The sequence below is a fragment of the Caballeronia sp. LZ043 genome, from assembly GCF_031451075.1.
In the GTDB taxonomy this organism is placed as follows: Bacteria; Pseudomonadota; Gammaproteobacteria; order Burkholderiales; family Burkholderiaceae; genus Caballeronia.
In genome coordinates, this window is record NZ_JARUXT010000001.1 from 2,664,683 (window position 1) to 2,677,671 (window position 12,989).

Annotated in this window: 11 protein-coding genes; 5 read left to right on the forward strand and 6 right to left on the reverse strand. The window is 60.4% G+C overall.

Annotated features, from left to right (window positions below):
• Positions 1 to 606 precede the first annotated feature (606 nt).
• The 4 genes from QCE64_RS12205 to QCE64_RS12220 are packed head-to-tail and all read left to right on the forward strand — an operon-like array spanning position 607 to position 4,715.
• The gene (locus tag QCE64_RS12205) at positions 607 to 927 is read left to right on the forward strand and encodes a hypothetical protein (RefSeq protein ID WP_310003921.1); all 321 of its coding nucleotides are present in this window, start codon (positions 607 to 609) and stop codon (positions 925 to 927) included.
• A 16-nt stretch (positions 928 to 943) separates the two neighbouring features.
• The gene (locus QCE64_RS12210) at positions 944 to 1,726 is read left to right on the forward strand and encodes a hypothetical protein (protein WP_310003923.1); all 783 of its coding nucleotides are present in this window, start codon (positions 944 to 946) and stop codon (positions 1,724 to 1,726) included.
• Position 1,727: 1 nt separating this feature from the next.
• On the forward strand, positions 1,728 to 3,200 hold the full coding sequence (locus QCE64_RS12215) for a DUF1254 domain-containing protein (protein ID WP_309919000.1): 1,473 nt from the start codon (positions 1,728 to 1,730) through the stop codon (positions 3,198 to 3,200).
• Between the two features lie 18 nt (positions 3,201 to 3,218).
• A complete protein-coding gene (locus QCE64_RS12220; RefSeq protein WP_309919002.1) occupies positions 3,219 to 4,715 on the forward strand; it encodes a DUF1254 domain-containing protein in 1,497 nt (498 codons plus the stop codon).
• A gap of 127 nt (positions 4,716 to 4,842) precedes the next feature.
• Here QCE64_RS12220 and QCE64_RS12225 read toward each other — a convergent pair whose 3' ends face one another.
• Positions 4,843 to 5,760, reverse strand: coding sequence for a LysR family transcriptional regulator (locus QCE64_RS12225; RefSeq protein WP_310003925.1), 918 nt, complete (start codon positions 5,758 to 5,760; stop codon positions 4,843 to 4,845).
• A 114-nt stretch (positions 5,761 to 5,874) separates the two neighbouring features.
• Here QCE64_RS12225 and QCE64_RS12230 point away from each other — a divergent pair, with 114 nt between their 5' ends.
• Positions 5,875 to 6,552 (forward strand): peroxiredoxin-like family protein, encoded by a 678-nt coding sequence (locus tag QCE64_RS12230; protein WP_310003927.1) that lies wholly within the window; start codon positions 5,875 to 5,877, stop codon positions 6,550 to 6,552.
• A gap of 843 nt (positions 6,553 to 7,395) precedes the next feature.
• Here the strand turns inward: QCE64_RS12230 and glmS are convergent.
• The 5 genes from glmS to QCE64_RS12255 form a co-directional block, all read right to left on the reverse strand.
• The gene (gene glmS / locus QCE64_RS12235; RefSeq protein ID WP_309931254.1) at positions 7,396 to 9,213 is read right to left on the reverse strand and encodes a glutamine--fructose-6-phosphate transaminase (isomerizing); all 1,818 of its coding nucleotides are present in this window, start codon (positions 9,211 to 9,213) and stop codon (positions 7,396 to 7,398) included.
• A gap of 80 nt (positions 9,214 to 9,293) precedes the next feature.
• Positions 9,294 to 10,661 carry a bifunctional UDP-N-acetylglucosamine diphosphorylase/glucosamine-1-phosphate N-acetyltransferase GlmU gene (glmU, locus tag QCE64_RS12240; RefSeq protein WP_310003928.1) on the reverse strand — a complete coding sequence of 456 codons (1,368 nt, stop codon included), beginning with the start codon at positions 10,659 to 10,661 and terminating at the stop codon, positions 9,294 to 9,296.
• A 98-nt stretch (positions 10,662 to 10,759) separates the two neighbouring features.
• The gene (gene ttcA, locus QCE64_RS12245) at positions 10,760 to 11,719 is read right to left on the reverse strand and encodes a tRNA 2-thiocytidine(32) synthetase TtcA (RefSeq protein WP_310003930.1); all 960 of its coding nucleotides are present in this window, start codon (positions 11,717 to 11,719) and stop codon (positions 10,760 to 10,762) included.
• On the reverse strand, positions 11,716 to 12,117 hold the full coding sequence (locus QCE64_RS12250) for a dihydroneopterin aldolase (protein WP_309810591.1): 402 nt from the start codon (positions 12,115 to 12,117) through the stop codon (positions 11,716 to 11,718). The genes ttcA and QCE64_RS12250 overlap by 4 nt, the downstream gene beginning before the upstream one ends.
• Before the next feature lie 24 nt (positions 12,118 to 12,141).
• Positions 12,142 to 12,984 (reverse strand): SDR family oxidoreductase, encoded by an 843-nt coding sequence (locus tag QCE64_RS12255; RefSeq protein WP_309931261.1) that lies wholly within the window; start codon positions 12,982 to 12,984, stop codon positions 12,142 to 12,144.
• Positions 12,985 to 12,989: the final 5 nt, after the last annotated feature.

Consider the following 12,989-nt stretch of genomic DNA (forward strand, 5'->3'; position numbering starts at 1 on the left):
GGTACTGCCGTAGCGACGCTGCCTACGAGCTGCTCGGCCGTCGTCGTCAATGGCATCACTTATCAGCATTGCGGACCGAACTGGTATCAGCCGCAATACGCAGGGGCGACTGTGCAATACATCGTGGTTAGTCCACCGCGATAAACCGGACCAGTGAACATAAAAAGCAGTCAACTTCCGAGGGCAACACGTGGCTTATTCAAAGGTGCGGTGGTGGGGGGTGTTCACGCTGGCGCTCGTCGGCGTGAGCGCGCGAGACGCTGGCGATAAAAGGTTCAGGAAATTGCTGGTGTTCTGCAGCGAGCCGCCGAACACCGACGGCTCGTCACCTATCAACGCTTGCACTCACTCTTCAAACCAGGCGATTCACTTACAGAGCGATATCGCTTGCTGCACGATGCGGCCGATTCCCTTTGCGATTGCGCGCGCCCCGATTACGGCTGTTTGATGGCGCTGGTTAACGGCTTGCCGGGCGAGGACTTCTTCCAGCGCTTCAAGCACAACAGGCCGCACGAGTTCGAAGCAGTGATGGTTATGCGGCACCGGGGCGCTCAACGGTAAAGCGCCGTCTTGTTGCGGAGGCTGAACGAAGACGAGTCTTTCAACATGCGGCCACAACTAAGTTGCGAACGAATTCTTTCCAATCATCACCCGGCAGAGTTTGACGAAGGCGGGGGAGGCGAAATGACGAAACATGAACGGCTTGTCCTCCTCAGTAACAGAGTTCTGGGCGAAACCCTTTGGTTGCCAGATGATGTCGCGCAGGGGCTGACTGAAGAAGCGATAGCGGAGGCGCAGAGTGAAACCACCAACGTGCGCTTCGTCATAGACGCTGAAGCGGAAGTGGGCGGACGGAACCGTTTTGTCTCAGTTGTCTCACCCGATATTGAACTGCCTGCTAGCGACTCAGACCACAATGACCAATGACCGGAGATGGAAAAGCATGATGCTCAAGCGTGTCGCCGTCGCCTTGCTGACAATGAACCTTCCATTCGCTGCTCTCGCACAAAGCGCGGCCGAGGACGCCAACAAGAGCAACAACCCGCTGAATCTTGCCGCGTCGTTCAACATCCAGAACTTTTACACACCAAGTCTCTTCGGCGTAAGCGGTCACACGAACGATTTTTTGCTGCGTCCGACTATCCCCGTCGGTCCTAACAGTCTTATTCCGGTGCCCGAGATTTTCCGATTGACTGTACCTGTGAGTACAAGACCTGACCCATCTGGCGGATACAACACGGGCTTGGGCGACATCAATTTGTTCGATATCTTTCTCCTTCACGGAGGAGAGACACAAATCGGCGTCGGACCACTTGTGACGCTGCCCACCGCAACGGACCGAACACTCGGCACAGGCAAATGGCAGGCCGGTCTCGCTGCAGTCGTGGTGAACGCAAACAAGCAACGACTTCTGGGTGCCTTGGTTCAATGGCAACACTCGTTCGCCGGCCAAAGTGACCGGCCGACCGTGCAATCCTTGACCACGCAGCCGTTCATCATCTGGAACTTCCCAGAAGGCTGGTACCTCCGCTCAACCGGGACGTGGACGTTCGACCTCCAACACGGCAGCTACTACATTCCGGTAGGCCTCGGCGGAGGCAAAGCCTGGAAGGGCGGCACAACCATCTATAACTTATTCGTCGAACCGCAGTATTCCGTAGCGCACTCGGGCAACGTCCCGAAATGGCAGATTTTCGCTGGCCTGAACATGACCTTTGGAAAATGACATGAATCGCGCACTCAAGAAGATTGCTTTCGCCACATTCGCCACCGCCGCTACGCATATCGCCGTTGCTCAGACGGGCCCTGCCCAACCATCGCAATCGGCTGCGGCGACTACACCGGGCCCTGTGCCCGGTTATGTGATGTCGGAGGCATATGCCCGGTCTATCGCGCGCACACTTTACGTTTGGGCGTGGCCCATGACCAACGTTTACAACCGCTTGCTGGCTGCGCGACAAGTCAAGGAGCCTGGCTTGAACGAAGGAATTGTGCCGCTCGGGCCGCCCAATCAACTCTCGATGCTACACGACTACATGGAGCCAGCGGAGCGCTTTGTCGCCTGTCCTAATCAGGACGTCGTGTATGGGTCGGCGACCTTGGACCTCGACGCATCGCCTGTTGTTGTGCAGGTGCCCAACTTCGGAAGCCGTTTCTGGGTGTTCCAGGTTGTCGATACACGAACCGACAGCTTCGCCAATCTTGGCAAGATGTATGGGACGAAGCCGGGCTTTTATCTACTCGTTGGTCCGAACTGGAAAGGCTCGGTGCCGAAGGGCATCAGCAAAGTGTTCCGCTCGCCCACGTCGACGGGCCTCGTGATTCCGCGCGTGTTCATGGACGACACGCAAGAAGACCGCCAGGCAATTCAACAAGTCATCAACGGCATTGGCGTCTATCCCGCAAGCGAGTATACCGGCAAGCCAAAAGCCACCGATTGGTCGAAGTTGCCTACCATCAATCAAAACGCCGGCAGTGGTGAAGGCGAGATTCGCTTTGTCGATCCGGAGAAATTCTGGGATGAACTTCCGTTGGTCCTGAAGGCAGCGCCACCCATGCCTGGAGAAGCCTCGCTTTACTCGCAGGCGAAGGGCCTCCTGATGGCCGCGCAACAGGACCCTGCAATCAAGGCCGCGATTATTGACGAGAGCAAGAAGGCAGAGACGGAAATCATTTCACCGCTGCTCAACTTCAACAGCTTCGGTAAGCCGCTTGCTAATCACTGGAACACCATCAGCAATGGCGCTGCGTTCGGCACCGACTACTTCACGCGTACGGCGGTTGCCAGGTCGAACATTCTCGTGAACAAGAGTAACGAGACCAAGTATTTCTACCTGGATAACGATGCTGGGGGGCAACGGCTGAATGGCTCACACGCCTACACCGTCACGTTTGCGAAGGGCTCGACGCCGCCCGTCAAAGGCTTCTGGTCGCTGACGCTTTACAACGCTCATCACTTCTTCGCGCCGAACGACATCAAGCGCTATTCGGTCGGGACAAAGAACAAGGACCTCAAGCTCAATCCGGACGGGACGCTGACCGTCTACATCCAAAGCACGCCACCGGAGGGCGACAAGCGAGCGAACTGGCTACCTTCTCCCGCGAATGAAGACTTCTCATTGTATGTGCGGGCGTACTGGCCGGAAACAGCGACCTTGGATGGGACGTGGAACCCGCCTGCGGTCCAACCTGCACAGTGAACTTAGGAGAGACTGCGAATGAACACTCGACTTCGTATTGCTGCTTGCGTTGCATCGCTCCTCGCGAGCGGTGTTTCGAGCGCGCAATCCACGCACTATAGTGAGCTTGCCAACCTTCCGTTTCCCGGCGGGTATCCCGCGCCCAAATCGGTTCAGCCGTTGCAGGACGAATGGCTGTTCCAGCGCGCAGTCCAGGTCTATCTATGGGCCTTGCCGGCTCTCAACGTCTACGCGATGAAAGAAGGCTCAGAGCAGAAGTTTGGTGCTGGTTACAACGTGCTGCCTATCTTCAAAAAGCGGCTCGACGCGAAGACCCTTATCACGACGCCGAACTCGGACGTCATCTACGCGCTGGGATATCTCGACCTCGCGAAGGACGGCCCGCTCGTCATCGAGGTGCCACCCGGTTTGCAAGGCATTCTCGACGACTTCTTCCAACGGCCTATCTGCGGTCCGCAAATCGAGGCACATACTTGGTGCGGTGATGTGGGTCTTCCTGGACCGGATAAAGGCAAAGGAGGCAAGTATCTGCTCGTGCCTCCCACATATAAAGGCGATATACCGGACGGCTACTTTGTCTACCGGCCGCGAACGAATGGAGTCTTCGTGTTCTGGCGAGGCTTCTTCAAAGACCCGAAGGACCTGGAGGGTCCGGTCAAAGTTCTGGAGCAGACGAAGATTTATCCGCTAGGCCAGGAAGCTACCGCCAAGCCGATGCAATTTCCTGACGCGTCGGGTGTTCCCGTGAACATGCTCTATCCGACTGACGGCACCGCATTTGACATGCTCAAGCGGTTCATCGACAGCGAGTATCCTGACCCTTCTGACAGCGAGATGCGCGGCATGGTCGCCAGCCTTGGCATCGTCAAGGGCCAGCCCTTTAACCCTGATGCCAGGTCAAGGAAGCTTCTGGACGAAGCGGCCAAGACTGCCGCCAAGATGGCGCGCGTAGTTGCTGTTGCGCCCCCAGCGAATGGCGCTGCTCCGAAATACTATCCGGACCGACAGTATCTGAATGTCTTCCCCGGCAATGCCGAGTTTACGTCGCCGACATTCACTTACATCGACCAGCGCACCGGTTTCTTCACATTCGCGTACTCGACAAGCCCAGGCATGGCCGTCAACATGGTCAACGTCGGGGCAAAATATCCCGTGACGTTCCGGGACGCCGAAGGCAAATTGCTGATGGGCGAACACAGCTACAAATTGCATTTGCCGCCAGACATTCCTGCCGCCATTTTCTGGTCGGTAACAGCGTACGATGCCTGGAGCGGCTCGGGTTTGCAGAACGGCCAGCCATTCCCGTCAATCAACACAATGGACCAACCGGCGAAGAACGCTGATGGCTCGGTTGACATCTATTTCGGGCCGAGCCGGCCTGCGGATGCAAAGAACTTTATCCGCACGGTTCCCAAGAAGGGCTTCTTCGTTATCGTCCGGTTGTACGGCCCGACGCAACCTTTCTTCGACAAGATCTGGAAACCCGATGACATCCAGAGGGTCGGCGTCGATTAGGCGAAGAAGGTTGCTGTGAGTAGCGGGCACGCTGACATAGATCGAGGACTTGAATCCATCGAGTCGCTGCTGACCTTTGTCTAGGCTCGCTGTCGTTACGCGCGCTCCGTATCCAGGCACGCTGTCGTTACGCCCGCTCCGTATCTTGTTCGTGGTATGGAAACGGTCGGTTCAGCAGCGTTTCAACGAAGCTGGCAAAAGCCCGAGCTTTTGCCGTGGCCATCCTGCCGGTTGGAAACACGGCGTACGCATCAAGGGCTGGCAGGCTCCACTCGGTTAGCACCGAGATAACTGCGCCTCTGGCCAGCTCTGGGGTGAACATCCAATTGGATGCGACAGTTAGCCCGAGGTTCGAAAGAACAGCCTCCCGTATACCTTCGGCTGCGCTCAGCCTCGTTCGTCCTCGCATACTCACGGATTCTTCCGCGGCGTCACGCGTTAAGGTCCAGGTCGTCGGTAATTGGCTATAGATGATTGCCTCATGCTTCTCAAGGTCAGCAGGCGCGCGCGGTACCCCCGCGCGCTCAAAGTAGGCCGGCGTGCCCAGCACAAGGAGGTGGCCGCTTGCAAGCTTGCGAGCAACCACAGACGAGTCGGGCAACGACGTCATGATCCGAAGCGAAACATCGATACCTTCGGCGACGAGGTCAATGACTCTGTCGTCCATCACGAGGTCGATTGAGAGGTCTGGATGCTGCTCGAGAAATGTCGGCAGATGTGGAACAACGTGGATTCTCGAGAAAGTAGTCGTTGCTGACACACGAAGCACGCCCGAGAGGCCCACCCCCGCGCCACGCGCGGTAAGTTCGGCTTCGTCCGCTTCGGCTAACGCCGCGCGCGCGCGCTCGTAATAGCGCTGGCCAGCCTCAGTAGGAGTGAGCCCGTGAGTCGAGCGACTTAGCAGACTTACTTTTAGCCAGTCTTCGAGTTGCGCCACCACTTTCGAGACGGCCGGCTGACCCACGCCCAGTTGGCGGGCAGCCGATGAAAATGAGCCGGTGTCCACAACCCGAATGAAGGTCTCCATTGCGCGAAATCTATCCATGTCATTCCTCGATGGAATAGCCGTTATTGTATTCGCGCTTCTACCATTCCAAATCTTTGGGGCCTATCTTTCTCCTGCGCCTCGATACGAGGTATTGCCTTCAGGAGAAATCAGATGAGTCTGCAAGCCAAACTAGCCGCGTTCAAGAAAAACTTCGAAGCCGGCGGCCCGCCCTATAACGCGCCGGAATGGATTCACGAGCCTATGCGCCGCGCGACGAACGAGCTAGTCGCTGCAGGCATCGCGAAGAATGCGAAAAAAGTCGGCGACGTCGCGCCAACCTTCCGGTTGCGAGACGCGGAAGGAAACGAGGTGTCCTCGCTCGAAATGCTGACGCAGGGGCCGCTGGTCATTAGCTTCTATCGTGGCGTATGGTGCCCTTACTGCAATATGGAACTGCAAGCATTGCAGGAAGCGCTTCCGCACTTCCGTGAACTCGGCGCCAACCTGGTCGCAATTTCCCCGCAGACGGCACCAAACAGCCGTCGCTCAGCGCGCGAAAACAAGCTCGAGTTTCCGATTCTCTCCGACCCAGGCAATGAGGTTGCTGCGGCGTTCGGACTGCGCTTTGCACTGCCAGACTACCTTATCGACCTCTACAAGAACGTGTTCAAGAATGATTTGGGAATCGTCAACGGCAACCCAAGCTGGACGCTGCCGATGCCAGCCCGTTACGTCATCGGGCAAGACGGCATCATCGTCTACGCGGAGGTGAATCCTGACTACACGACGCGGCCGGACCCCGAAGAGCTCTTGCCTGCTCTGAGTAAGCTCACTGACGCTGGCGAGTAAGCGCGGCGAATCGCTACAGTGACTATCTGATTCACCTTTATGTTGCGAATCAGATGGCGACAGATAATCGCAGGCGCTACACCTGCGATGAACACTTCTTCCTCTCCCGTAGTTGTCACACACGCGTCTGACAACCAGCCGCCGATTTCCGCGGCCTCCCTGGCTACGACTCTCCTCTGTGTTGCGTTTGGCGACATCGAATTCGTCGCACGCGAACCGGCGCTCTCACCGGCGATGGTGGCGTGCATGCGGCGGGCTGGAGCCGGCCTGCAATGTGTGAGCGAGGTTCTCGAGACAGGGGCGAAAGTGGAGTCAGACAGTCGTTTTTGTGACCAGACGCGAGGGGAAGCATGGTCGTAAGTCGTCGAGCTAGTGCGGGGTTATTTGGAAACATGGCCGGATGACCACATGAAGGTGCTCTTGGAGCAGCTCACCGAAATAGCACTGACGGTCGGCGCGGGGAGCACCGAAAGTTAATTGGCAGGGATGTTTGGTGCGAGGTAGTTTGCGGGTCAGGTGTGCTGGCCGCGAAAAGTTGGGAATCAGGTCGTGATTCGTCTCAATCCCGCAATAACGTACACATCGATACGCGGTCGCTCAGCCGTCGAACCAAGGCCTTCGCAGGGGATGTCCCAGTCTTTCACTTCGCCGACGAAAAATTACGCACTGTCGCGACAACTGTGCGCGGACTCTTTTGCGTTGTTACAGGTATTTGGTTCAAGCGTGCGACGCCTTTGGTGACAAGGGTTCCGGGCGTGGAACCCCTATTGCCAACAAGAGTGGGTCCGCGGCCCGCGCGGACCTCCTTCGAAGTCGCTACCCCACCCATCCAAACCGCCCCCCTCACTCCACCGTAACCGACTTCGCCAGATTCCTGGGCTTGTCGACATCCGTCCCTCGAGCACAAGCCGTGTGATAGGCCAGCAGTTGCAGCGGCACGACGTGAAGAATCGGCGACAGCGCCCCATAATGCTCCGGCATGCGGATCACATGAATCCCGTCCTGACTGACAATCCGCGTATCCGCATCCGCGAATACATACAGCTCTCCCCCACGCGCCCGCACTTCCTGCATGTTCGACTTGAGCTTCTCCAGCAGCGCATCATTCGGCGCCACGGTCACCACCGGCATCGCTTCGGTCACCAGCGCGAGCGGTCCATGCTTGAGCTCACCCGCCGGATACGCCTCGGCGTGGATATACGAAATCTCCTTGAGCTTCAACGCACCTTCGAGCGCAATCGGATAATGCAGTCCGCGCCCGAGGAACAACGCATTCTCCTTGCGCGCAAAGTCCTCCGACCACGCGATGATCTGCGGCTCCAGCGCCAACACGCTGTTCAGCGCCGCCGGCAAATGGCGCAGCTGCGCAAAATACGCCGCTTCCTGCTTCGCATCGACACGACCGCGCATCTTCGCCAGCGTCACCGCCAGCACGAACAGCGCGACGAGCTGCGTCGTGAACGCCTTCGTCGATGCCACGCCGATCTCCGTGCCCGCATGCGTCAGGAACGCAAGCTCGGTCTGGCGCACCATCGCGCTCGTCGCCACGTTGCACACGGCGAGCGTGTGCTTGTGACCGAGCGACTGCGCATGCTTGAGCGCCGCGAGCGTATCGGCGGTTTCGCCCGACTGCGAAATCACCACGACCAGCGCCTTCGGATTCGGCACCGACTCGCGATAGCGATACTCACTGGCAATCTCGACCTGCGTCGGAATCCTGGCGATCGATTCGAGCCAGTACTTCGCCGTCAGGCCCGCGTAACTGCTCGTGCCGCACGCAAGAATGAGAATGCTGTCGATGCCCGCGAACACTTCTTGCGCGCCTTCGCCGAACAGCGCCGGATCGAAGTGATCGGCTTGCGGAATCGTGTCGGTGATCGCGCGCGGCTGCTCGAAGATTTCCTTCTGCATGAAATGCCGGTACGGCCCGAGTTCCACCGCGCCGCCATACGCCGTCACCGTGCGGACTTCACGCGCCGCCGGCAGGCCTTCGCGATCGACGATCTTCACGCCATCCAGTCCGATCTCGACCACATCGCCCTCTTCGAGGAACGCGAAGCGGTCCGTGCTGCCCGCGAGCGCCAGCGCATCGGAAGCAAGAAAGTTCTCGCCCTGCCCCACGCCGACCACGAGCGGCGAGCCCTGGCGCGCGCCCACGACCGTATGCGGCTGATCCTTGTGAATCACGGCGATCGCATACGCGCCGTGCAGCATCTTCACCGCCTCGCGCACGGTCTGGAACAGGTCGCCGTGATACATGCTGTGGATCAGATGCGCGATGACTTCGGTGTCGGTCTGCGAGACGAACTCGTAGCCCTTGCCCTTGAGCATCTCGCGCAGCGTCTCGTAGTTCTCGATGATGCCGTTGTGCACCAGCGCGACCGTATCGCGCGAAAAGATCGGATGGGCGTTGTCCGTGATGGGCGCGCCATGCGTGGCCCAGCGCGTGTGCGCGATGCCGGTCATGCCGGCGAGATTCGAGTCGCGCACCTGGGCATCGAGGTCGGACACGCGCGCGACGCTGCGGGCGCGGCGCGGTTCGCCATGGCTCAGCACGGCCACGCCGCACGAGTCGTAGCCGCGATATTCGAGGCGGCGCAGCCCTTCGACCAGCACCGGGACGATGTTACGTTGCGCTACCGCGCCGACAATTCCGCACATGGGCGTTCATCCTTTGAAACCAGTATCTGAAAGCGCGGCCCACCGGGCCGCGCGCGTCTGACTGCGTCAAACCAACAGCCTTACGACTTGTTCTTGTTCTTGACCGGACGCACGTAGCCCGTCTTGCTCACTTGCGTTTTCTCGTTGAGCACGAGTTCGTTCTCGCCGATGTCCTTCCACACCGTCGTGCCCGCCGCGATCGTCACGCCGTTGCCCACGCGCACCGGCGCGACCAACTGGGTATCGGAGCCGACGAACACGTCGTCGCCGATCACAGTGCGATGCTTGTTCGCGCCGTCGTAGTTGCAGGTGATCGTGCCCGCGCCGATGTTCACGCGCGCGCCGATGTCGGCATCGCCGATATAGGTCAGGTGGTTCGCCTTCGAGCCGCGCCCGAGCACCGCGTTCTTCACTTCGACGAAGTTGCCGACGTGCGCTTCATCCGCCAGCTGTGCGCCCGGACGCAGCCGTGCATACGGCCCGAGTACCACGTTCGCGCCGGCCGTCGCGCCTTCGATATGCGTAAAAGCATCCACCCGCGTCCCGGCGCCGATATCGGCATCGCGGAGCACGCAGTTCGGGCCGATCGTCACGTTGTCGCCGAGCGTCACGCGCCCTTCGAACACGCAATTCACGTCGATGGACACATCCGCGCCGCATTCGAGCGTGCCGCGCACGTCGATGCGCGCCGGGTCGAGCAGCGTCACGCCCGCATCGAGCAGCGCGTGCGCGACGTTGCGCTGATGAATCCGTTCGAGTTCGGCCAGCTGGACCTTGCTGTTCACGCCGAGCGTTTCCCATTCGGCGTCGGGCTGGGCGGTGACGACTTCCACGCCAGATTCGATCGCGCGTTCGACGACATCGGTCAGATAGAACTCGCCTTGCGCGTTGTCGTTCCTGAGCGATGCGAGCCAGCCTTCGAGCGCGCGCGTCGGCGTCACGACGATGCCCGTGTTGATTTCCGCGATACGGCGTTCTTCTTCGGACGCATCCTTCTGCTCGACGATCTTGCGGACCGAGCCGGCCACATTGCGCACGATGCGTCCATAGCCGGTCGGATCGCCGACGTCCACGGTCAACACGCCATATCGGTTCTCGTCTGCCGCATCGATCAGGCGTTCGAGCGTGCTGGCGCGCGTGAGCGGCACATCGCCGTAGAGCACGAGCGTGGCCACCGAGGGATCGAGCAGCGGAAGCGCTTGCTGCACGGCGTGTCCGGTGCCGAGCTGCCGTTCCTGCAGCGCGAACTGCACGTCCGGCGCGCCGACAGCCTCACGAACCTGGTCCGCGCCATGTCCGACGACGACCACGAGGCGCGTCGGCGAAAGCGTGCGCGCCGTGTCGATGACATGGGAGAGCAGCGGCTTGCCCGCCAGTGAATGAAGTACCTTCGGCAGGGCGGAGCGCATGCGCTTGCCCATGCCGGCAGCCAGAATCACGATGTTCATGCCGGGAAGCCTTGCTGGGTGTGACGAGCCGCCAATATAGCATCCGGCTCCTTGATGCAATGCGGCGAAAGCCACGCCGCATCCTGCTCCGACAACGGTTACAGGTCGTCGAACTGCACAATTGAAATGGTGCCCGCCGGCGTTGACGGTTCGCTTGCGCACGGTTCTTCGTCGAACGCGATATCGCCCTGCGGATCCGCTTCGCCCGTCGCGCGCAATCCGGCGAACGGAAACAGCGCGCCGTCCATCAGATGCGACGGCACGACATTCGACAGCGCGTTGAACATGTTCTCGACCCGCCCCGGGAAACGCTTGTCCCATTCACGGATCAGCGCTTTCATCTCGGCGCGCTTCAGGTTCGGCTGGCTTCCGCACAGGTTGCACGGAATGATCGGAAATTCGCGCAACTCCGCGTATTCCTCCAGATCGGTTTCCTTCACGTAAGCAAGCGGACGGATCACGATGTTCTTGCCGTCGTCCGATTGCAGCTTGGGCGGCATGCCCTTCAGCTTGCCGCCGTAGAACATGTTGAGCAGCAGCGTCTGCAGAATGTCGTCGCGATGATGGCCGAGCGCGATCTTGGTCGCGCCGAGTTCGCCCGCCACGCGGTACAGGATGCCGCGCCGCAGCCGCGAGCACAGCGAGCACGTGGTCTTGCCCTCGGGCACCAGGCGCTTGACGATACTGTACGTATCCTGATTCTCGATGTGGAACGGAATGTCCAGCTTCGCCAGGTATTCGGGCAGCACGTGTTCCGGAAAGCCGGGCTGCTTCTGGTCGAGATTGACGGCGACGAGGTCGAAGTTGATCGGCGCGCGCTCGCGCAGGCGCATCAGGACGTCGAGCATCGCGTAACTGTCCTTGCCGCCGGACAGGCAGACCATGACCTTGTCGCCTTCCTCGATCATGTTGAAGTCGCCGATCGCCTCGCCAACCTGCCGCACGATGCGCTTGTACAGCTTGTTGTTCTCGTACGCTTCCTTTTGCTGGCGCTTCGTCAGCGCCTCGCGGACCGGTTTGACCTCGTCCGGGGTGTCGAGCGTGTCGCGCGCGTTCATGCCTGTTCCTCCTTGATGCGGAAGACTTCGACGCCGACCGCGTCGCAATCGGGATAGACGTCGGGCTTTTCCGTCGATACGGCCACCGCGCGCACGTCCGGATGCGCCAGCAAGGCGGCGGCGACGTCGTCGCACAGCGTTTCCTGCAGATGGATATGGCCGCGCTTCACGCGTTCCGCGATGGTCGAGCGCATGAAGTCGTAATCGACGACTTCGGCCAGCTTGTCCGCGACGGGCGTCGACAGCGCGAGCGGCACGTACAGCTCGACATTGATCACGACGCGTTGCTCACCGCGCTTCTCGAAGTCATGCACACCGATGTTGATGCGCACTTCGTAGTTGCGCAGAAAAAGCCGCCGGCAATCGGTCAGCCGGGGGTGCGAAAGTGCGGCAAGCATGGTCTCATCCAAAAGTTGGGCGCGTCAGTGATTCTGCGCGCCGATCATGTACATCACGTCGCGCGGGCTCGGCACGAGGTGCTGGCCGCCATCGACGACCAGCGTCGTGCCGGTCACGCCGTGCGCATTCGCGAGATAGCACGCGGCCTGCGCGACATCCTCCACCGTCGACGCGCGATTCAGCGGCGTCACGCGATGCGCCGCCGCGAACGTCGCAGGCGTCTGCCCGGCGGAGATCATCGTCAAACCCGGTGCCAGGCCCACCACGCGCAGCTTCGGCCCGAGCGCCTGGGCCAGCGCCACCGTGGCGTTGTCGAGCGCGGCCTTCGTCAGCGTGTACGACAGGTAATCCGGGTTCATGTTGTAAAGCTTCTGGTCGAGCACGTTGATGACCACGCCGCGCAGTTCGTCGCGATCAGACGCGGCGTCCGGCAGGATCTCGTGCAGCATGCGCGCGAGCAGCAGTGGCGCGGCGACGTTGATCGCGGTCATCTCCAGCAGCTTCGCGTAGTGGAAATCGCCGGCGGTGTCCTCGTCGAAACGCGATGCGCAGTTCACCACGCACTGCAGGCCGCCTAACGCCTCGACGCACGCCGGCACCAGCCGCGCGACTTCGGCTTCGACGCCGAGATCCGCTTTCAGCGCCACCGCGCGCCGCCCGAGCGCCTCGATGAGCGCCACGGTTTCGCGCGCTTCGTGCTCCGAGCCGCCGTAATGCACCGCCACGTCCCAGCCCTGCCGCGCGAACTCCAGTGCGATGCCGCGTCCTACCCGTTTCGCCGCGCCGGTCACGAGCACGGCGCGGGAACGTTGGGCGGCGCCGGAAGACGGCGCGTTAGCGGAAGAAAACGGCGTGGAGGCGCTCATTTACA

Bases quoted from the DNA above. Each gene is read 5' to 3' on its own strand.
- QCE64_RS12205 (WP_310003921.1), top strand. From the start codon at position 607: ATGCGGCCACAACTAAGTTGCGAACGAATTCTTTCCAATCATCACCCG.
- QCE64_RS12210 (WP_310003923.1), top strand. From the start codon at position 944: ATGATGCTCAAGCGTGTCGCCGTCGCCTTGCTGACAATGAACCTTCCA.
- QCE64_RS12215 (WP_309919000.1), top strand. From the start codon at position 1,728: ATGAATCGCGCACTCAAGAAGATTGCTTTCGCCACATTCGCCACCGCC.
- QCE64_RS12220 (WP_309919002.1), top strand. From the start codon at position 3,219: ATGAACACTCGACTTCGTATTGCTGCTTGCGTTGCATCGCTCCTCGCG.
- QCE64_RS12225 (WP_310003925.1), bottom strand. From the start codon at position 5,760: ATGGATAGATTTCGCGCAATGGAGACCTTCATTCGGGTTGTGGACACC.
- QCE64_RS12230 (WP_310003927.1), top strand. From the start codon at position 5,875: ATGAGTCTGCAAGCCAAACTAGCCGCGTTCAAGAAAAACTTCGAAGCC.
- glmS (WP_309931254.1), bottom strand. From the start codon at position 9,213: ATGTGCGGAATTGTCGGCGCGGTAGCGCAACGTAACATCGTCCCGGTG.
- glmU (WP_310003928.1), bottom strand. From the start codon at position 10,661: ATGAACATCGTGATTCTGGCTGCCGGCATGGGCAAGCGCATGCGCTCC.
- ttcA (WP_310003930.1), bottom strand. From the start codon at position 11,719: ATGAACGCGCGCGACACGCTCGACACCCCGGACGAGGTCAAACCGGTC.
- QCE64_RS12250 (WP_309810591.1), bottom strand. From the start codon at position 12,117: ATGCTTGCCGCACTTTCGCACCCCCGGCTGACCGATTGCCGGCGGCTT.
- QCE64_RS12255 (WP_309931261.1), bottom strand. From the start codon at position 12,984: ATGAGCGCCTCCACGCCGTTTTCTTCCGCTAACGCGCCGTCTTCCGGC.